General features: G+C 48.0%; 14 protein-coding genes. 8 read left to right on the top strand and 6 right to left on the bottom strand.

All coding sequences use genetic code 11. From position 1 onward, the window contains the following. The first annotated feature begins 69 nt into the window (after window positions 1-69). Window positions 70-1,611 carry a YifB family Mg chelatase-like AAA ATPase gene (locus tag ACYVGR_RS15860; RefSeq protein WP_460958324.1) on the top strand — a complete coding sequence of 514 codons (1,542 nt, stop codon included), beginning with the start codon at window positions 70-72 and terminating at the stop codon, window positions 1,609-1,611. A gap of 90 nt (window positions 1,612-1,701) precedes the next feature. On the opposite strand, the gene ACYVGR_RS15855 is transcribed toward ACYVGR_RS15860, so the two are convergent. The 3 genes from ACYVGR_RS15855 to ACYVGR_RS15845 form a co-directional block, all read right to left on the bottom strand. After that, window positions 1,702-2,610, bottom strand: a complete 909-nt coding sequence (locus ACYVGR_RS15855) for a Nif3-like dinuclear metal center hexameric protein (protein WP_460958322.1) — start codon at window positions 2,608-2,610, stop codon at window positions 1,702-1,704. A 140-nt stretch (window positions 2,611-2,750) separates the two neighbouring features. Beyond that, complete coding sequence (locus ACYVGR_RS15850; protein ID WP_460958320.1) at window positions 2,751-4,097, bottom strand: Gfo/Idh/MocA family protein; 1,347 nt, start codon at window positions 4,095-4,097, stop codon at window positions 2,751-2,753. 202 nt (window positions 4,098-4,299) lie between these two features. Beyond that, window positions 4,300-5,571: a hypothetical protein gene (locus ACYVGR_RS15845; RefSeq protein WP_460958318.1), complete on the bottom strand. Its 1,272-nt coding sequence runs from the start codon at window positions 5,569-5,571 to the stop codon at window positions 4,300-4,302. Between the two features lie 42 nt (window positions 5,572-5,613). Here ACYVGR_RS15845 and ACYVGR_RS15840 point away from each other — a divergent pair, with 42 nt between their 5' ends. From ACYVGR_RS15840 to ACYVGR_RS15820, 5 genes are all read left to right on the top strand, one after another. Further along, window positions 5,614-6,723 (top strand): hypothetical protein, encoded by a 1,110-nt coding sequence (locus ACYVGR_RS15840; RefSeq protein WP_460958316.1) that lies wholly within the window; start codon window positions 5,614-5,616, stop codon window positions 6,721-6,723. Between the two features lie 115 nt (window positions 6,724-6,838). Continuing rightward, entirely contained in the window at window positions 6,839-9,301 is a 2,463-nt protein-coding gene (locus ACYVGR_RS15835; protein ID WP_460958314.1) for an ABC transporter permease, read from the top strand. Window positions 9,302-9,554: 253 nt separating this feature from the next. Beyond that, window positions 9,555-11,297, top strand: coding sequence for a serine hydrolase (locus tag ACYVGR_RS15830; RefSeq protein ID WP_460958311.1), 1,743 nt, complete (start codon window positions 9,555-9,557; stop codon window positions 11,295-11,297). Between the two features lie 220 nt (window positions 11,298-11,517). Next, window positions 11,518-12,360, top strand: coding sequence for an AraC family transcriptional regulator (locus tag ACYVGR_RS15825; RefSeq protein WP_460958309.1), 843 nt, complete (start codon window positions 11,518-11,520; stop codon window positions 12,358-12,360). A gap of 70 nt (window positions 12,361-12,430) precedes the next feature. After that, window positions 12,431-13,864 carry an alpha/beta fold hydrolase gene (locus tag ACYVGR_RS15820; RefSeq protein WP_460958307.1) on the top strand — a complete coding sequence of 478 codons (1,434 nt, stop codon included), beginning with the start codon at window positions 12,431-12,433 and terminating at the stop codon, window positions 13,862-13,864. Window positions 13,865-13,906: 42 nt separating this feature from the next. Here ACYVGR_RS15820 and ACYVGR_RS15815 read toward each other — a convergent pair whose 3' ends face one another. Together ACYVGR_RS15815 and ACYVGR_RS15810 are read right to left on the bottom strand one after the other, a co-directional pair. Then, complete coding sequence (locus ACYVGR_RS15815; RefSeq protein ID WP_460958305.1) at window positions 13,907-14,419, bottom strand: hypothetical protein; 513 nt, start codon at window positions 14,417-14,419, stop codon at window positions 13,907-13,909. Window positions 14,420-14,894: 475 nt separating this feature from the next. Next, window positions 14,895-18,371, bottom strand: coding sequence for a ThuA domain-containing protein (locus ACYVGR_RS15810; RefSeq protein WP_460958303.1), 3,477 nt, complete (start codon window positions 18,369-18,371; stop codon window positions 14,895-14,897). Between the two features lie 214 nt (window positions 18,372-18,585). Between ACYVGR_RS15810 and ACYVGR_RS15805 the strand changes: the two genes are divergently transcribed. Continuing rightward, window positions 18,586-20,028 (top strand): glycoside hydrolase family 125 protein, encoded by a 1,443-nt coding sequence (locus ACYVGR_RS15805; protein ID WP_460958433.1) that lies wholly within the window; start codon window positions 18,586-18,588, stop codon window positions 20,026-20,028. Between the two features lie 56 nt (window positions 20,029-20,084). Then, window positions 20,085-20,612, top strand: a complete 528-nt coding sequence (locus ACYVGR_RS15800) for an ABC transporter permease (protein WP_460958301.1) — start codon at window positions 20,085-20,087, stop codon at window positions 20,610-20,612. Window positions 20,613-20,705: 93 nt separating this feature from the next. On the opposite strand, the gene ACYVGR_RS15795 is transcribed toward ACYVGR_RS15800, so the two are convergent. Next, window positions 20,706-21,641, bottom strand: coding sequence for a sugar phosphate isomerase/epimerase family protein (locus tag ACYVGR_RS15795; protein WP_460958299.1), 936 nt, complete (start codon window positions 21,639-21,641; stop codon window positions 20,706-20,708). Window positions 21,642-21,645 lie beyond the last annotated feature (4 nt).

Genomic DNA, 21,645 nt, shown 5'->3' with positions numbered 1-21,645 from the left:
TTTTTTTATTGGCTATCGACGCAGTAGCTTTGAAACCCATTCTCCTGATTTGTTTACTTGCTTACTACTATGTTAGCCAAAACGTTTGGTGCAGCCGTATACGGTGTCAATGCCAGTTTAATTACCATTGAGGTTGTTGTTGCCCAGGGCTTGCATTTTCATTTGGTTGGACTACCAGATAGTGCCGTTAAGGAAAGCGAACAGCGCGTTGAAGCCTCTCTGAAATTCTTCGGCTACCGGATGCCTCGCCAGAAAGTGGTCGTTAACCTCGCTCCTGCCGACATTCGGAAAGAAGGCTCAGCTTATGACTTGCCGATTGCCTTGTGTGTTTTGCAGGCGTCGGAGCAAATTACAACTAGCCGTAGCCTGGAAGATTACGTCATTATGGGCGAACTGGCCCTCGATGGGACGTTAAGGCCCATTAAAGGTGTATTACCCATTGCCATCGAGGCCCGCAAGCAAGGCTACAAAGGTTTCGTGCTTCCCATCGAAAATGCGCAGGAAGCGGCCATTGTCAATAATCTGGATGTCATTGGCGTAAAAACCATACAGGACGCAATCGAATTTTTCGAAGGCAAAAAAGACATTGAACCTCTGGTCAGCGATACCCGTGATCTGTTCATGAGCCAGATTAACGCGTACGAAGTCGATTTCTCGCATGTACAGGGGCAGGAGAATATCAAACGCGCTATGGAAATTGCGGCTGCTGGCGGGCACAATGTCATCATGATTGGGCCTCCAGGGGCTGGCAAAACCATGTTGGCCAAACGCTTACCCAGTATCCTGCCTCCCTTGACACTACAGGAAGCCTTAGAAACGACCAAGATTCACTCCGTTGCAGGTAAGCTTGGCTCGCGTGCCAATTTGATTGCAACCCGACCGTATCGCTCACCCCACCACACGATTTCCGACGCAGCGCTAGTAGGTGGAGGCAGCTTTCCACAGCCGGGCGAGATTTCGTTGGCACATAATGGCGTTCTGTTTTTAGATGAATTACCCGAGTTTAAACGCTCGGCGCTGGAGGTTATGCGTCAGCCACTCGAAGACCGAAAAGTGAGCATTTCGCGGGCGAAATGGGCGGTGGAATTTCCCGCCAGTTTTATGCTCATTGCCAGCATGAACCCCTGCCCCTGCGGGTATTACAACCATCCCGAAAAAGAGTGCGTTTGTGGACCGGGCATTGTTCAGAAATACCTGGCTAAAATCAGCGGCCCGCTCCTCGACCGGATTGATTTACACGTTGAAGTCACCCCCGTTTCCTTCGATCAGATGACCGCCAATCGACCCGCCGAACCTAGTGAAGTAATTCGTGAACGAGTCATAAAGGCCCGCGAACGGCAAACAACGCGTTTTGCCGATCAGCCAGGTATTTACAGCAACGCCATGATGCCCTCACAGATGGTAAAAGAAGTTTGTATCATCAACGATGCAGGCCGTGCCTTACTTCGAACAGCCATGGAGCGGCTGGGTTTATCCGCCCGTGCCTACGACCGTATTCTAAAAGTGTCGCGCACCATTGCCGATTTAGCCGGTTCTGACGAAATAAAGATCGAACACCTCGCCGAAGCCATTCAATACCGGAGCCTGGACCGCGAAAACTGGGCTGGATAATGTCTTTTCTGACAGGATTTACAGGATAAAACAGGATTTTTCTGGAATCTGCAATCCTGTGAATCTTGTAAATCCTGTCAAAAAGAAATCTCACTCATACGTAAAGGCATTTCCCGATGGAATGTATGTAATTTTCATGCCTGGCAATTTCGGTTTCAACCAGGGCACCAGCCATTCCATACCGGCAGCTTCGCTCATGATGTGCCCCATGATCACCAGCGACAATTTCTGCCCCTGTCGACGTGCATCCCGAATATATTCAGGCGTTTCCCATTCGCTGGATTCCCCGCAAAAAATCACATCTGGCTTTACTTTCTCGATAGCTGTTATCTGACTTCGTCCGCCTGCAGCACCGGGCATCAGTAAGATTCGTTTGCAAGACTGCGATGTGTCGCCAACGACCCGTACCTGTTTAATATCCAGCTTTCCTTTCACATGCGTAATGAGTTGCTTCAGGGGTGTGGCGGGTAAGGTAACGATGTGGGCATCCTGCGCATCAGCGTATTTCGCCCAGCCCAAAGTCTCCAACATACCCGTCTGAATGCCATCCGGACGATGCGAATGCCAGTAATCATGAAATCGCCAGAGCGCAATTCCATTTTTGGTTAGCAGTTCCTGTTTGTGTCGAAAGACCGGATCGTTTTGTAGCCAGTCTGTTTCATCCAGGTGGTTATAAAACGTGGGTTCGTGGGCAATGATGAAGTTTGCACCAGCGGAAATTGTTTTTTCAATCACTTCGATCGTGGCAAACATCGTCGACACGATACCTGTCACTTTTTGAGAGGTATTTCCCGACTTCAGTGTATCGACTGTTTTGGGGAACGGCGCGTTCGGGATCGTTTTAAGAATCAGATCCATCACCTGCCCAACGGTAATCGACTCCTGGTTTGCCCAAAGTTGCTCAGCCTGAATCAGGCCAGGAGTGCTTATAAGCATTGATGTACCTACCGCTTTGGTTAGGTCCACGACAAATTTTCGTCTTCCGGAAGTGTTTTGCATAAATCTAGTTAATTCTGGCGCGGGTATTTACCCGTGCCTATTCGTAAAGTCAGCATTCGCTGACGCATTGATTGGCCATTTAAGCGCCAGTGAATACTGGCGACATGAACAGGCACGGGTAAATACCCGCGTCAGAAAAATCAAACCATTGGCAATTGCCAGGGGCTATTGTAGTGTGCTTTTACTAAATCGTTTGCTTTAGGGTCGTTGATAATCGCACTTTTGGCATCGTCCCAAAACAACTTTTGTCCTAGACGGTGAGCCATATTGCCTAATTGGGCATTTACCGCGACGTTACGCCCCACGTCGACCGGGCAGTTTGTTTGCTGGCGGTTGCGGATGCACTCAACGAAATTCAGCGTGTGCCGGTCGAGGTCTTTGCCATCACCATACTGGGTTGGCATAGCGGGCGTCAGGTATTTACCGCCATCCACTTCGGGTAGAACTTCCCACTTTCCCCGGTCAATAACCACGGTGCCCAGATTACCAATAAAAGCCACGCCATGATCACGGTCATAAGGCCCACGCCCAATGCCAATCGACTGATCCCACGATAGCGTAAAATTCCCATAATCGTAAAGTACCTGCATGGTATCGGGGGTTTCACCATCCTGATTTGGATAAGCAAATCGGCCACCTACCGATACGACTGATTTGGGCGTACTGACCTGCATACCCCACAAGGCAATGTCGACCATGTGTGCGCCCCAATCGGTCATTAGGCCGCCCGCATAATCCCAGAAATAGCGGAATGTGCCGTGGAATCGGTTGCGGTTAAATGGGCGTTTCGGAGCTGGTCCGAGCCACATATCGTAGTCTACGCCTGCTGGAACAGGTTCATTGGCCACTACCGGAAACGTTTTGCCATAGGGCATATACGCCCAGGTTTTCACCGTCCGAACTGTGCCAATCTGACCTGAACGAACGTAATCGAGGGCATTTTTCCAATGCAGACCACTCCGTTGCCATTGGCCAACCTGTGTAACCCGTTTGTATTTGTGAGCGGCTGCTACCATCAAATCGCATTCCTGAATGCTATTGGCGAGTGGCTTTTCGACATACACGTCTTTCCCCGCCTGACAGGCATATACGGTGGGCAGGCAATGCCAATGGTCGGGCGTACCAACAATAACCGCGTCAATGTCTTTATTCTCCAGCAACTTCCGAAAATCAGAATAGAGCGTCGCTTTCTGACCAGACGCTTGTACCGATGGCAACTTTGCCAGATCGGCTGCGCGTCTGTTGAGTACATTCTGGTCAACGTCGCACAACGCAATACAACGCACGTTTGGGTGTTTAAGCATTGAGCTAAGGTCAGACCAGCCCATGTTGTTGCAACCAATCAGGCCAACCGATACGGTATCGGCAGCGGAGAACGAACGGGCCTGAGTAGCGCCAATCGATTCGTTTGGAACCAACGTAGCCAACCCGGCGCTGGCCGCTAATTGGGTAGAGTTTTGGAGAAATTGTCGGCGCGATGTATTCATTTGGGAAGACCGCAAGAGTCAGGAGTTAAGGAACATAATCCAAAGACAGTAGGCTCTTATTTCTTTGCTTTTCCCTATCTTAAACTTTCCTTTTTATAGAAACGTCTACACTATTTTTTGTCATTCCGACCTTAGGAGGAGTCTCAACGTCCCCATAGGTCAAGCTTGAGATTCCTCCTAAGGTCGGAATGACAAAAAATAATCAAAAAGCCTGAAACACTCGTTTTTCACCTGCCTGTAAATTAATGTTCTTCACGGCACCTGTTCCTTTAAATCCGTAGGCTATTCCAACAATAGACACCTTCTTTTGAGGCAAAGCCGTTTCGTACGCCAATTCACCGTTCACGTGGTAATAGAGCTTGCGACCATCGCTCGTACAGGACACGTTTACCCAGTTGGCAAAGTCGACTCCCAAACGAGACAAATCCGTCTTTTTACCGGAAATCATATGCGTACCATCCAATAGTGTAAGCTCCGATACACACCCTTTTGTGGAAAGTGGTATCGTGATCGGCATATCGTCAGTAATTAGTTCGACCCAGGTTAGTTGGCAGGTAGCGGCTCCTTCGCCATAGTCATTCCGTACATCACTACTAAACGAGAAATTGATCAACGGAACAGGCTCGAAATTACCAACATTAAAATACTTAACCATCGGAACATCAGGCTGTAAAGGCACATTTTTCTGCTGAACGCCAGCAATGGGAAGTTGGAGTCGATCCGGCCTGATATAGTCAGACGATTTCAGGTAAACGGGCACTGGATTAGTGGCGATAGCGCCAAGCCAGCCATCGGTCGGAATGAGTAGCGGATGCTCCTGAACGATCTGCTTCCCAACAATCAATTTTGCCCGATAATACCCTGGTTCATAATAAATGGAGGTGTGCGTTTGCCCGTTTTTATCCACCAGCGTTCGTAAACGCGGGTTCCACGATTGCTGGATATAAACCGAATCGGTGGGTGACGCCGACGCATCGTAGGTAAAAATAATCGAGTTGGGAATGCTGCGGGTTAGCGGTTTACTACTAAAGCGGTACTGCTTCGCATTTAGCTGAGGCTGCTTTTGGTCAAACGCAACGAGACCAATCAAAACAACCGCCACAACAAGACCCACCATCCAGCTCAGCTTCACCCAATTGATAGCCGGTTTTGTTGCTGATTTTATCAGCGTGGATTCTACAGGCGCAGGTGGTAACTCCTGCGGTAGCTGTGCCTTGATGAAAGTGCGCCAATCGGAATAACCCGCAAATTGGGCAAGCGTGTTCAAGGTTGTATTGCTGGGCAAATGCTGGTAATCGACCCGCCCCCAGATCCGGCGTAGGGTACTCGCACTTAGCGAAACGCCAGTCTCTTCCAGAATCCGTTGCTGGAGGTTCTCAAAATCGACACTTGTCCAGCTTTCGCCCGCTCCCCAGTCGAGTTTTTGTTCAATAAGCTGCTTGCATCGGAGCAAATCCGTCGAATCCGAAATCATTGTAAATCAACATGATAAAACTTGACAAAACTTGACTGACAAATGAATTGCAACGTGGTAAACTGGAAAAGTAGGTTTGCGGATGCCTATCGCATCCTTACTTTTTTCAATCCATTAATTCAGGTAAACAACATGAGCAAGTTACTCTTTTTAGTCATTAGTTTATGGGTAAGTTTCCTCTTCCCGCTAAGCGCCCAAACGTTGTATGTCGATGTTACCCGTGGCAACGATGCTGCCAAAGGTACACTTTCTGACCCGTTAGCCAGTTTAGATAAAGCCGTAACTCTGGCTCGCGACTTTAGCGGGAATGAACCTGTAACGATTAAACTCCAGCCCGGCTTATACACACTACGGCAGGCACTGGAAATTAAAACCCGGAAGGCATCGGGCGATACAGCCCGCTACAATCTGGAGGCCGTTACCATGCCCAACGATCCTGATTGGCAACCCACCAAGATGCCCGTTATCCAATCGGTGTCGGCCGATAACTCCACCAGGCAATTTGCCCACGCGATTGGCTTTCTGGTCGCCAAAAACAACGTGAGTTTTAAGGGGCTCAAGTTTTTGGGGAATGCCAATCCCACCGTACGCTATTATTATCCGATCACCCGAGAAGAAGAAACCTTGCAGGGGCTTGAGGTCAGCCAGTGTTATTTCATTGGCGAAAAGAATTCTGCCCCTATTCAGGGAGCTATCTGGGCGCACGGAGGAGGAACCCACGTTGATCACACCATTTTTTACGGCTGTAAAAATGCCCTCCTCCTCTTCAAATCGATCAAAAATTTCTCGCTAACCAATTCCATTATTTCCGGCTCTTACGAAGCTGCGGTATGGTTTGGCCCGTACGATTCCGAGTTTGTGTTCCGCAACAACATCGTTACCAATTGTGAATACTTCTGGCTTCGGGCCGAGAATACAACGCCCAGCTATAGGTTCAGCAATTCTGTCATTGCGGGGAACGCTCACTACATGGGATTTTTCGGTTCTAAAGGGGCAGTGGAGGCCAACTCAACGAACCAGATCGAACAGGGCGTCAAAAAAACGGGGACGATTCTATTGAGCGAGGTAAAAACCAATGGACTACCTACCGACTATCTAAACCTACTTCCTCAATCAGCAGGCTATGACCTGAAAGCAGGGATTTTTAAATAATGGATAGGGGAAATGAATAATGTAGATGTCCAGCTTACGAGGTACCCCACCCACCCTATTATTCATTTCCCATCATTCAGTATCCATTCTTCATTATTCATTACCTCTTCCTACCATGTTTAGAAATTACTTAACCATTGCTCTGCGCAATTTTCGGCGTCAGAAAGGGTTTACTATACTCAATATTACGGGCTTAGCCATCGGGCTGGCCAGTGTAACGCTCATCTATCTGTTCATTATTGACGAACAGGATTTCGATCGCTTCCACCCCGATTCGGATAATCTATACATTTTGGGAACGCATCGAAAAACAAACGGCAACGAACGAACCTCGGCCTATGCAGCGGGTGCGTGGTTGAAAGCCCTTAAGAGTCGTTTTCCAGAAGTTGTAGGTGGAACACAAGTGACTTCGATGGGCTATCCGGCTTCGTTTTGGGATCGAAAAACGGATAAAATTCTCTTGTCGGAGAATGTGTTCTGGGTAAATCCTGACTTTAAGTCTGTGTTTCACTTCCCGTTACTGCATGGCGATCCAGAAACCGTATTCGATAAACCCAATGGGATTGTACTCAGCGCAACGATTGCCCGACAGTTTTTCGGCGATGAAAATCCTGTTGGCAAAACGCTGGAAATAAGCCACATCTATGCAACCGACAATAAGTACCTTCCGCTGACCATAACCGGGGTACTTGACGATTATCCGGCCAATTCGCACATCCAACCCGATTACCTGATCAGCACTGGGATGCTGCATTCGATGATGACGGCCAATAATACGAATTGGCTGGAAAACTGGGGCGCTGGACCTGGCTGGTTCCTGACCTACATCCATACAACGCCCAATGCAGATGTTGAGAAACTAAGGCGCTTATTGAATCAGGTGGTTCAGGCTAATCTTCCCAAAGACCCTACACGACTGATCGAACCAGCCATTATGCCGCTGAGTGGTGTTCATTTCAATCAGGAGCTTCGCTCCAGTTATAACAACAGCCGGATTGGCGATAAAAAATACCTCTACATTTTTGCTTCGACGGCCTTGCTCGTAATCATCATTGCCAGCATAAACTACATGAACCTGGCAACCGCCCGTGCCGTTCGACGAGCGAAAGAAATTGGGTTACGCAAAGTACTGGGCAGCAACCGGCTTCAGTTGGTCGGACAATTTCTGGGCGAATCCCTGATTACTACCTTCGCAGCGTTGTTGCTTGCGCTGGTGTTGGTGGTCATGCTCTTACCGTTATTTAATGTCATTGCCGGAAAGCAGTTTACGCTGTCTCAGCTGGTGCAGGGCAAACTCATCGGATATACGGTAGGTACTACGCTGCTGGTTGGCCTGCTTTCCGGGAGTTATCCCGCTCTGTATTTATCGGGGCTGTTGCCCATCAGCGTACTCAAAAATAACCGATTCACCAGCCGCAGTTCCGACTGGCTCCGGAAAAGTCTGGTTGTGTTTCAATACACCATCACGATTCTGCTGATTGTCTCGACTGGCATCATGATGAAGCAGATGAATTTCATTCAACACTCAACCTTAAGCCGAAGTGGCGATCAATTATTGTCGATTCGCTGGTCGGGTATGGCTTCAATGGATAAGTACCGCTCGCTAAAACAGCGCATCCTGGAAGATCCAGAGATAGAGGTTGTTACGATGGCTAATCACTTACCCAATCAGGATTATTTTGGTTCGTTGGATCATGATGTTACGTTTCCGCAGCTAGGTAATCAGTCTTATTCCTGGGCGGGCATGAACGGAGATTTCGATCTTCCACAGGCGTTTAACCTTGAATTGATCGCTGGGCGAACATTCAGGAAAGACAATCCAGCCGATTCCAGTACATATCTACTCAACGAAAGTGCCGTAAAATCCCTAGGCTTACCGCTTGACAAAGTACTGGGCATGCGCCTGACAATCAAGCTGCCTTATGAGCAACCGAGTCAGAAGAAGGAAGGAACCGTAATCGGCATTGTCCGAGATTTCCCTTATCGATCCATCCATCACACCATTTCACCCCTGGCGATCAATGGACGCCCAGACCCCGAAGACCGAATTGTGTACATAAAACTACCAGCGGGTAAGTTCCAGGAAAAGATTGCGGAGATCGAGAAAAAATGGAAGCAGGTATTGCCTGGTGTTGGCTTCGGGCACTGGTTTATGAGTGAGGAATTTGGTCGGATGTATGAAGGCGAAAATCGGATGTCGGGGTTATTCAAAGCGTTTTCTCTGCTGTCTATTCTGATTGCCTGTCTGGGGCTATTTGGTCTGTCGTCGTACCTGGCCGAACGACGAACAAAGGAGATTGGGATTCGTAAAGTGATGGGGGCTTCGCTCCCGCAGATTCTGCGCTTACTATTTACGCCTTTTCTCAATTTGCTCGTTGTGGCTTGTGCGATAGCCCTACCACTGGGTTGGTTTATGATGCACCGATGGCTCGAAGATTTCACGTATCGCGTCCCGATCGATGCGGTCATTTTTGTGATCAGTATACTGTTAGTTTTTGTTCTGACAGCTATTGTGGTCAGCTATGAAACCGTGCGAGCGGCTTTGACCAACCCACTGAATTCAATACGACAAGAGTAACAACGGGTAGATGATCGTGTAGCGATCAAATGTTTATAGAAAATTCCAGTAATCATATAGTGGGCATGCCGTAGGTATGCAACATATTGCATACCTACGGCATGCTAGACAGCGGGAAATGGTTAACTGACTATAAACATGTCATGCCTACGGCATGTAAAGAAATGATTAACAATGGACTTAACTTCTCGCAAGCAACGGAAGTCAGTTTTTACGCATCTTTGGAGTAACTATTCCCCTCACTGTCACTCCTATGCGTCTAGTTGTCCAGTCCATCGCCGTTCTTTCGCTGTTATCGCTCGTTATCGAAAGCCGTGCCGACGACCTCGATGAGTTTATTAAGAAGCAAATGCAGAAACGAGGAGTACCTGGTCTGTCTATTGCCATTATTCAGGATGGTAAAATTGTGAAGGCAAAAGGGTACGGCGTCATCGAAAAAAATGGCACTACACCTGTTACTCCCTCGACTCTTTTCCAGGCGGGATCAATTAGCAAATCGGTCGCGGCAGTTGGGGCGTTGTACCTGACCGAAAAAGGGAAACTGTCGCTCGATGAAGACGTTAACACCAAATTACGAACCTGGAAAGTCCCGGAAAATGAATTTACGAAGGACAAGAAAGTAACGTTACGGGGATTACTAAGCCATACCACCGGGCTGACCGTACATGGGTTTCCCGGTTATGAAGTTGGTAAACCAATTCCGTCAGTCGTGCAGATTCTTGATGGTACTTCTCCAGCCAATACCCCTGCTGTCCGGGTGGATTTTGTGCCAGGTACCCGCTGGCGTTACTCGGGTGGTGGCTACACGGTTATGCAGCAACTCATGCTCGACGTAACGGGCCAACCCTTTCCGCAGTTTATGCAGAAAACAGTGTTAGGCCCTTTGAAAATGGCGGAAAGCACATACCAACAGCCGCTTCCGGCCGATAAAGCCAAAACAACCGCCACCGGCCATTATGGCGATCGTAATCTGGTGAAAGGGCGCTGGCATATTTACCCCGAAATGGCAGCCGCCGGACTCTGGACAACCCCATCTGATCTGGCCCGTTTTGCCATCGGCATTCAGAATTCCTTTGCTGGTAAACCTGGTTCTGTCTTGTCGAAGAGCATGACCCAGCAAATGCTTACCGATCAGAAGGACAAGGATGGATTGGGCGTCTTTCTGGAAGGCGAAGGACCAACCATGCGATTCGGACATAACGGTCGGGATGAAGGGTTCGACGCCTTTATGACGGCTGGTGCCGAAACCGGACAGGGTTTAGTTATCATGATCAACGCCAATGACAACTCCCGCATGATGGGCCTCATCACAGAGGAAGTTGCTAAACAATACCACTGGCCGGACTATAAGCCAAGAGTAGCCACCAAACGTATCGCTGTGCCTGTCGATGCCAAAGTTCTTACTGCCTATGAAGGTCGCTACGAGCTTAACAACAACCAAATGATCACATTTGCAGCCAGCAAAGACCGGCTGTATACACTAACCGATGGTTTTAACGACGAAGAGTTCATCCCCGAAACACCAACCCACTTTGCTTCAGCCGATCGCGATATTTACTTAACATTCAGCCCTAACGCAACGGGAGAGGTTACTGAATTGCTTTGGAAAACCAATAAAGGCGAACGAAAAATACCACGCATTGGCCCACTCTTCCACGACCCCAAATCAGCGCCCGATCCTGATGCAGAGCGTACAAAAAAAATTGAGGCTGCTCTAAAGGCTATGGCTAAAGGCGGGAAAGCCGTAGACGAAGTGCCGGGCGTTACACCGGGAGTTCGGAAGGATTTCGCGCAGGGAGCGGGCGTACTTACCGATCTAAACGCCATTACGTTCCTGAGTGCCGAGGATGTTAAAGGACGCGGCATCGAGCGCCATGAAGGTAAAGTCGATCAGATTCTAAATTATAAATTTGGTTCAGCGAATGCTCCCCATTACATCCTCGTTTACCTAACTTCGGACGGATTGGTCACGGATTATGATGTAGTGGAGAAGTGACCCATAAATCGATAAGGTTTTGCACCTTTATAGGGCAACTGTTTAAACTTTACTTCTACAAAAATGTGAGACCATTTTTTGTCATTCCGACGCCAAGAGGAATCTCAAAGTCGCTCATAAATCAAGCTTGAGATTCCTCCTGGCGTCGGAATGACAAAAAATCAGACAGTTTTAGCTATAGTAAGAGAGCTTGAACAAACTCAGATTCACCAAGTGCAACATGACAAAGGCAAGCGACATACCTTCTCATCAAATGACGGAGATTTTCGATAATATTCGAAAACTCTACCAATTCGCTACGCCTTGTCCTGAACTGGCTAATTACATCGAATTTTTCTCGGAGTCGTCTGCCGAAGAAACCTATCGATACACAGGTGATAGTCCGTTCGCTATCCGAATGTTTCCGAGCTGGACGCCAACCTGTTATATTAATTTAGGGCAACCTTATCAGTTATCTGTTGGTTCAGCTCACTATCAGATTCAGCAACGCACCGATGTCCTCATTTTGCGAAACAATATTGTTGAGCGGCATAATTTACCGACCGATCATATTCTCACCATTAAGTTTTTCCCCGGCGGACTGGAAGCTATATTGGGCATCAACCAGGCCCAATTCTCCGATCAGGTTGTAACGCTGGACACTGTTTTACCTACTGCCCTGATTAACCGGGTAAAACAATTACCTGACTTTCGGGAGCGAGTCGAACTACTTCAGGCTTTCTTTTTAAGCCAGTACAAAAAGAAAAATACCATCACGCATTACATCAATGTTGTGCAGAAAGCGATTGACCTCTATGAAGCTGGTACGCCTGAATTTAAAAGTAGTCAATTAGCCAATGAGCTGTTCACAACCAATAAAACATTGTACCGCTATTTTACCAACGTAGTCGGTACGACGCCCAAACAGTACTTCTCCAGCGTGCGGGCCAGACTGGCCTTGTCGGCCTACGTGACCGACAAAAAGCTGTTTTCGCCTTATGAGTATGGCTATTATGACATGAGCCATTTCTACAAAGATGTCATCCGGTTCACGGGCAAAAAACTGATTGAAAGTGTCAGTTGAAGATGTCCAGTTTTTACTAAAATTCAGCTTGGCTACGCTTTAGTTTTGTCGAAAATTAGTTCATAATCACATGAATACATTATCGACACGGGGCTACGTACTTCTGATTTTCTTACTCGTGGTAGCCCATGCCCAAGGCCAGCCAGGTGTTGTTCGCCCTCTTGAACCATGCGCCTGCCCTGTTCAGATAGACAGCAGTTTTCATACGCGTTGCGCTTACCTGATCGTACCCGAAAACCGAAAAAAGAAGAACGGGAAAACGATTAAGCTTCCGTTTGTGCTGGTGGAAAGTAAAAACCCGGCAAAGAAAAAAGACCCACTTTTATTTACGGCAGGCGGGCCAGGTGGCAGTTCATTAGGATGGGCCGGGAGTGCGGCTCAGAGTCCACTCATCAATGACCGGGATTGCATCGCCTTTGAACAACGGGGTACCTATTTCGCCCTTCCAAGGCTATCGGGCAGCGAATTAGATGATGCGATCAGGGAGTCTTACCGCAAAAACCTGAATAAAGATAGTATGATGGTGGTGGGCACGAAGCGTTATAAAAAGGCGCTGGAAGCAAAAGGAATTGATCTTTCTGGCTACAATACAGACGAAACCGTGGCCGACATTCATGATCTGTTGGCCACTTTACACGTTGATTCTGTCAACCTAACGGGCGGTTCGTACAGCGGAGGGCTTATGTTGGCCGTTCTACAGAAAGACCCCTCCCGAATTAGATCGTTAGTTCTGGATTCGCCCCTGCCAACGTTCGTACCTATTGATGAAGATGAGCCTGCCAACTTCAACGAATCGCTGAATACGCTGTTTGAGCATGTTGAAAAGGATTCAACGAATAAGGCGTTGTATGGCAATCTGAAGGAAAAATTCCAACGTTATTTTTCCTCCATCGGAGAGAAGACTTTTTATATTCCTTACCTAGAAAAAGGGACGACCGATACGCTGCGCATCCAATACAGCCGACGGGAGCTATTAGGGGTTCTCGTCAATACGCAGATGAAGCACATTCCCTACAGCATCACCGAAATGATAAAAGGGAATCATTATCCCTACATTAAGCGAACACTAGACGATATTTTTGAACATGACACCGCTCCATCGGGCATGCGAATCTCGGTTTACTGTGCCGACCAAACGGCTTACCATAGCGAAAAAGTGCTCCAGCAACTCTACGAAACCTATCCTTATCTGAAAGGCTACCACATTAATGATGTTTATCGGGAGATGTGCGATTGCTGGAAGGTGCCACCCATAAACCCTGAAACCAAGCAGCCTTTCTACTCCAACAAACCAGCCTTGTTAGCGGATGGCGACATGGATAACGCCTGTCGGCCGCTTTATATAGACCGGATTCACCACTACATGCCGAACAGCCAGCGCTTGCTGTTTACGAATAAAGCGCACATGGTTGGCGGATACGATATGACTCGCTTTATGCAGTTGTTTTTAGAGAATCCGTACCGGAAACTAGAGTCTGCGAAGAAAGAGATTGTTGCGTATTAGGAGTTTTTTTGTCATTCCGACGCCAGGAGGAATCTTAAAGTACTACCAGAAGGCTGGTAAACACCCAGCAACTTTTCTTAACGCATTTGCGACTGTCTCGACAACAATGATCTGGCTATCTGCGACTGTAATACTTGTTAATGCCCTATTTTTCAAGATAAAAATCTCTCTCAAGGTCAAGCGAACATTCGTAGACAGTATGGCTCTTCCTCTGGTCATTGGGGTAATATGTATAGACTGATCAGATTTAACAAGTCTGGAATTATCGTCAAATTCAAATGTAACACTTGCTAAGTCTGAATGAGTTGATACGCCTATTGCCTCTACTGATAGCCCCAGAATGAAACTCGTATCACCCCTAACATATTTACCTAGATCGACGGTATCAAACTTATTGGCAGTAGTGTTCTCGTAATCGGCAGGAATATCAATGATACCGACATAAGCCTCAAAGACTGGTGACTTAAGCTTAGTAATGCCTTTACAGTCCTGGGCCTGACAGAAGCCAATAAAGAAATAGCCAACGATTAAGAAGGAATTGAAAAAGAATTTCATACGATTTTTGTAGCAATCCTTACAGCTAATAGTACTCGAAAAAATAGCTGGTCGACTGTCAAAATCGTTGATGTTTATTTTAGATAAAATGCATAAACCAGAACACCTATATTAATCGGCTTTGTTAAGATGCCAATAAAGTCATTGTATAAACCGGTCACGATAAACGTTTTTTTGTCATTCTACATCCTCGGTCTGTGCGGGTACCTAGAGTATATATACATCTCTGGTATAGTCTAATCAGCCCTGTAAGGGTGTCCTGTCAATAGATATTGCCACTTAGTAAGAAAATCTAAAGCGCCGTAGGTGCGACCTAATTCTGTTGATATAGGTCGCACCTACGGCGCTTCAGGTTATGCTCAATCCTATGGTTTCTATTAACAGGCCACTCCTAACGGAGTTTCGAACATGCTAAAAAGATGTGTGTATATTCTAGGTACTCGCACAGGCCGAGGATGTAGAATGGCAAAAAACACTACTGATTAAACTGAATGCTATTCAACTGAATAATATTGTCGTTGGGCTTATCGCGCTTCATGACAACTACATACACATCGTGCTTCCCAGTAAATTCCTTGTCGAAGGTGCCGGTCACCTGCTTGTTGGTGCTCCAGGAACCCGTTGCTTTGTAAGGCGCTCGACTAACGACTGGCCCGGCGTAGGAATCGAGTCTGACTTCAATATCGCCGTCTTTATTGAGCGACGAATAATCATAAGTCAGCGACTTGATCGTGGTCATATCAATGCCTTTCAGCAGAACATAGGCTTTGTGGCTACCAGCATTTAAGCGGGTACCGAACCGAGGGAAACCAACGTACGCATCGGCATTGATCGTTTTCACGGTGGCGTTTCGCAGTGTAACTACATCAGTACTTGTCAATGGACCGACCACTTTACCCCCATTATCGGTGTAGGAAGCCAACAACGTATATTGTCCTCGGGCATCTTCTGGTTTGTGCTCGTTGAGGGCAAGAGTTCCCTGCAGCGGCATGGCCTTCTGCTTACGAGCATCGGTCAGCGAGAAAATGTATTTCACCATTTCCTGCGCATCCTGTACGGGAATCTGTGGGTGCGCACTCATCAGGTGATCTTTACTCCAGCTACCGCCCCCACCTTCAATGATCTTCTTCGCCAGTCGCTCTACACTTCCCGCCTGCCCCTTATACCGATCGGCAACAGCCAGAAACGTTGGCCCGACAGATGGCTTATCAATTGTGTGGCAGGCTTTACAATCGCTACTGGCCATCAGTGTTTTACCAATTGACCCATTTCCAATGGAAGCCAAATCCTGATGCCCCTGTTGTGCCACTACGGTTTGCGCACTTCTGGGCTGAGCGCTGTATTCGTAATACACCTTGATGCGTTTAGGGTCAATTTTGGTATCTTCTTTATCGGTGACTTTTACAGCATACGTAAACGGCTTATTCGCCCAGAAAAACGACTTGTTGTCGGGCGTAGTAATGGCCACTTCCGGTTTTGCGTTGCCCACCTTTACCACAATGGTATCGGCCCCTACTAAACCCTTCTGATCCGTTGCTCTTAAAATAGCCTTGTAAATACCAGGCTTCGTGTACGTATATGTTGCCATAGGTTTCTGAGAACCAACCGTTTTCCCATCAAAGAGCCATTCGTAGGTTATGGCATCATCGTCATCGAGATCAGTACCTCGTCCACTGAATTTTACGCGTAGAGGAGCCTGACCCGCAGCTTCGTGAAACACAGGCGCATTTTGTCCGTCAGAAGTAAGGTACGAGCGGGAATTATGGATCGCTGCTGCCACCGAATCGACGACATTAGCCTTAACCATTGGGGCACGATTTCCGGTATTATATTCAATTTTCACCAGGCGGGCATCGTCGTTATCCGCGCCATAGACCGAACCGTATTCGAGCATATACATCACGCCATCTTTCCCGAAAGCCTGATCAATGGGTCGGCGGAAATCCCCGTTTCCAGCCATAAACGGCTCCGTCCGAATGTAGTTATCGTTCTTATCCACCCGAACAGCCATGACCCAGTTACGCATCCAGTCGAAGATGAACAGGGCTCCGTCGTAGTATTCGGGAAACTTCGTCTTAGCAGTTGAATTTTTGTCGTAGGTGTAAAACTCACCGGCCATCGCACTACGTCCCCCCTGCCCTAGTTCGGGAAACTCTTTTGATGCGGCATACGGATACCAGATCATAGCCGGATTAACTGGTGGCAGGTGTTGGAGTCCATTGCTTTTAGGCGAGTTGTTTATGGGATCTTTCGGATCAAAACGAGGGCCAATCACATTTGTGGCAAAATCCAATGCCGCATAAGGTTGGCTGTTGCCGATGAACAGCGGCCAGCCAAAATTCCCGGCTTTCTTCGCCTGATTAAATTCATCGTAGCCACGAGGGCCCAATGTGCTATCCTTGCCAGCATCCGGGCCAATTTCACCCCAATATAGAACCGATGATTTAGGATTCAGAGCAATCCGGTAGGGATTCCGTAAACCCATCGTGTAAATTTCTGGCCGTGTTTGCGCTGTACCCTTTGGGAATAGATTGCCTTCAGGAATCGTGTACGTGCCATCGGCTTGTGGACGAATACGGAGGATTTTACCCCGCAAATCATTGGTATTCGCAGCCGTAGCACGGGCATCGGCTCCTAAATGATCTGGGCGGGCATCGATGGGCGCATAACCGTTAGACGGGAAAGGATTAGTATGATCACCGGTTGAGAGATACAGCAGTCCTTCTTTATCGAAAGCGATCGAGCCACCATGATGAGAGCCCGGCTCCGCAATGCTAGGTACGGTAAACAGCACTTTTTCGGAAGCCAGATCGAGCGTGTTATCGTCTTTGACAACAAAACGCGACAGGTTATAAAACGGATCTTTTTCGAACTGAGGAGAATAGTAAATGTACAGCCAGTGATTGGTCGCGAAGTTTGGATCGAGGGTTATGCCTTGTACACCATGCCCCTGTTTGGTAGGTACATCAAACCGATGAACCAGTTGTTGTTTTTGGGTACGGGTATTATAGACCGACAAATTTCCGCTCCGTTCCGTAAAAAACACCCGACCATCGTTGGCAACAGCCAGCTCCATCGGCTCGTTCAGGTCGTTAACCAGTACCGTTTTTACGAATCGGTTTTCTTCGGGCATCGTCACGGCATATGACTTACTGTAGTCCAGCGCTTTACCAGTACCCATTACCCAGTTAAGCGCCCCCAATAAGTGTTGCACAAACAGCGGTTCGCTGAAGCTGGAGTCTTCGTGACCACCGCCCGTATAATACGCCCGTCCACCATCGAATTCGTGGTACCAGGCAATCGGGTGATTGCTGCCGTTGATGCCCCCCTCGTACGTATTTTCGTCCAGATTGGCCAGCACGTGCAGATCGGAGTACAGCGATCGATAGTTGTACCACTCGTCGGTTCGCTCCCAATGATCGGGCAACATGCTGGTCGATGGGTGATTTTTATCCAGTACGTCTACTGTTGCTTTACGAACATTCGATTGGCTCGGGTGACTGGCAAAATATCCCCCCGCGAGTTTGTTGTACCAGGGCCAGTCGTACTCCGTATCGGCAGCCGCATGAATACCCAGATAGCCACCTCCTGCCTGAATGTAGCGCTCAAAAGCAGCTTGTTGTACCTGATTCAATACATTCCCGGTGGTGCTTAACCAGACGACCGCCTGATAATTCTTCAAGCTATCGTCGTTGAAATAAGCTGCATTTTTGGTCGTATCGACCCGGAAATTATTCTCCCGACCGAGCTTCTGCAAGGCGGCAATGCCAAACGGAATGGACGTATGTTTCCAGCCTTTTGTTTTCGAAAAAACCAGAATCCGCTTTGGACCAGCGGTAGATGTTGCTGATTGAGCAAACACTTTTGGGAGACCAAGGCCGATAGACAGGCCCAGAAGAATTCCGGCCATGCCCAGCAAACGCGGCCACTTGGTGCTAGAGGTTAGTAGCATAAGAAAAGAAAAAATTGAAGAGCTATTTTCAGGAGGATGTGATATACGGAAAAGACAAGAGTCGGCACAAACTACCTAATACCCTATCCAATCACGGAAAAGTATTAATCACTCCTTTTTTTGGTAGTGACTCGGCTAGTAACTGGTTTGATTTATGGCGAAAACTCCGTTTTTTCGCAGGCATCTTACCCTAAAACTAGTCATCCTCGTGTCGATATCCCGCCGTCAGTTTATCCAGCAATCTGCTGTAGGAACTGGCCTGCTATTGAATAACCAGTCGTTATGGGCAACACCCACAGCGGCTTTTCCTGTCGTTCGCACAGCCGCCAGCCAGCGAAAATTTACCAGCCCTTTGGTTGAGCAAACCATCGAGCGAATGCACAAAACCATTCGCGATCCAGAACTGGCCTGGCTCTTTGAAAATTGCTTTCCCAACACGCTCGATACAACTGTTCAGGCCAGCACTGTAAACGGCAAACCCGATACATTCGTTATTACGGGCGATATCGATGCGATGTGGCTGCGCGACAGCACCGCGCAAGTTTGGCCTTACCTGCCGTTGACGAAGTCTGACCCAGCCCTACGCCAACTCATTGCGGGCGTAATCCGGCGTCAAACGCAGTGTATTCGCTGGGACCCTTATGCGAATGCGTTTTATGCGGACGATAAAAAAGTAGGCGAATGGAAAAACGATCAGACAACCATGAAACCGGGTCTTCATGAGCGTAAATGGGAATTAGATTCGCTCTGCTATCCGATCAGGCTGGCGTATCATTACTGGAAAACGACTGGCGATACCAGCCCGTTTGATGCCGACTGGGTGCAGGCCATGCAGCTAACGTTAAAAACCTGCCGCGAACAGCAACGTAAAACCAACCGGGGGCCCTATCACTTCAGTCGCGAAACGGCCTGGTCTACCGATACCGTACCGGGTAATGGCTACGGGAATCCAACGCGTCCCATCGGGCTAATCCATAGCATTTTTCGTCCCTCCGACGATGCAACGGTTTATCCGTTTTATGTGCCGTCAAACTGGTTTGCAGTCGTTTCGTTCCGACAATTGGCCTCGATGCTCGATCAGCTTTTTCCTAATCCGAATGCTGGTTTAACGACGTTTTCAAACGACTGCCGAGCCTTGGCCAGCGAAGTAGAAACGGCGTTGAAAAAGCACGCGATCTATACCCATCCGATCTACGGTAAAATCTACGCGCTGGAAGTGGATGGCTACGGCAATTACCTGCTTCAGGACGACGCCAACGTACCCAATTTACTCGCGCTTCCGTATCTGGGCGCCATGCCTGCCACCGATCCGATTTACCGAAATACCCGACGGTTTGTCCTTAGCGCAAACAACCCGTATTTCTTCAAAGGGAAAGCGGCCGAAGGAGTCGGCAGTCCGCACACGTTGATCAACAATATCTGGACCATGAGCCTGACGATGAGAGCCCTAACCTCTACGGATGATCCGGAAATTCTTGCCCAACTCCGTCAGTTGAAGAAAACCCATGCAGGGACAGGCTTCATGCACGAATCGTTCGACAAGGATAATCCAGCCAATTTTACCCGCAAATGGTTTGCCTGGGCCAACACGCTCTTCGGCGAACTCATTCTGAAAATAGCGGCAGAACGTCCGCATTTGCTGCGTAAAGAATTGTAGAAGATGAAACTTTTTATTTTTGTCATTCCGACAAAATCAACCTTACCTCTATTTACATGAAAAACGCTCTACTGTCTTGTCTCATTCTAACGCTCATTCCCTCCTTTCTTTGGGCTCAACAAGCCTATGATGTTCAACCCGGCAAACCCGCTCAACTGAATGGGATCGACTACGGCTTTGAGATCAGCAATGAACGGCAAATTGAAATTGGTAAGGAGAATTTTATGCGCTACGAAGTATCAGTTTACGCCACCAATCGAAGCAACTGCACCAAAATCATTTTCCCAAGGCAAACCTTTCTGAGCACCGACGCTCCCAATCTATTAGCTACGTTCGATTGCCTGAATGCCACGGGCAAACGACTAACCTCCAAAAGTGAGACGGTTGTAGCGCGTCCATTCACGATACCCTATCAACAAAAGATAAAGAACTCAGATGGGAAAGAAGTGACCAGCACAACCAATATTCAGGCAGGTTTTATGCTCCGAAATGGCGAAACAGTCAGCAATTCATTCATTGCCATCGTTCCCGATGGCGAACGTCCGGTTATGAAAGTTCGGATTAAAGACATCCCGGATTTGTAAGAGGGATATATGATATAGGGTGTATGATGTATGGTTGCGAGCTGGCCATACATCATACACCCTATATCATATATTTTACCTTTCTCAACACAGCTACGCCAATGAAACCTGAGCTTTAGTTGCCTGACTAATCACAAACTGTCGGGCTTCATCATATTCTTCGGGGGTGCGTAAATGCTCCAAAAGCAACGGCACTTCTTGTGGTAACGACGTCACATTACGGATGTACGTCACGTAGTCCAGACTTCCTCGCCCCGGCATTGTTTCCATAAAATGGCCGTTTTGGGGAGCAATATCTTTGGCATGAGCCGACACAATCCAGCGGCCTAGCTTCTGAAAGGTTTCGTTGATAAGGGCTTTGTTATTGTAATAGCGTGTCGGGCTGTTGATAATGTTCGCCATATCGATGTGAGCCCCAAAGGCCGGTCGGTCAATAGCTTTGATGAATTTCAGATAGGAATCCGGGCCATCGGGTAAACTCCAGCCCATCATTTCCAGCGCAAATTTGGCTCGTTTGGGTTTTACGGCATCAATCACCTTTCGGCAATTTTCGACTGTTGCATCAAAATACGTCTTGGTTAAATCGCGGGCGTCGGGACCATCCCAGCGGGTAGGATTATACGAACCCGCAATATCGACACACGTTCGGGCGCCAACGGCTTCAGCTAAGGCTAGCCTTTCGGTCACGTACTCCAGATTTTTTCGGCGTTTGTCAGCATCCTGATCCAACATATTGACCCAGGCTCCGACTTCGGCCAGAATCACATTCTGGCCCGCAAACGCTTTCTCAATGGCCGCAATTTTCGCACTGTCTTTCAACTCAACAGCCGGAACATAAGCCGAACTGTATTGCAGTCGTCTGTGCTCCCGCGCCAACTCCTCGGGGTCCTGACTTTTCAGGAAAATCGGTCCGCCTAAACGCAGCGGCTTCTGGACCGACTTTCTCTCTGGCAAATAAGAACTAACAATGGAAGTACTGGCCAGAATGGCTGATGATTGTAAAAAGCTACGCCGTGAAATGCGGTCCATGAGG

It is taken from the genome of Spirosoma litoris (genome assembly GCF_054776755.1).
Note: the sequence above shows the minus strand (reverse complement) of the source record. Positions and strands in the feature narration are given on the sequence as shown.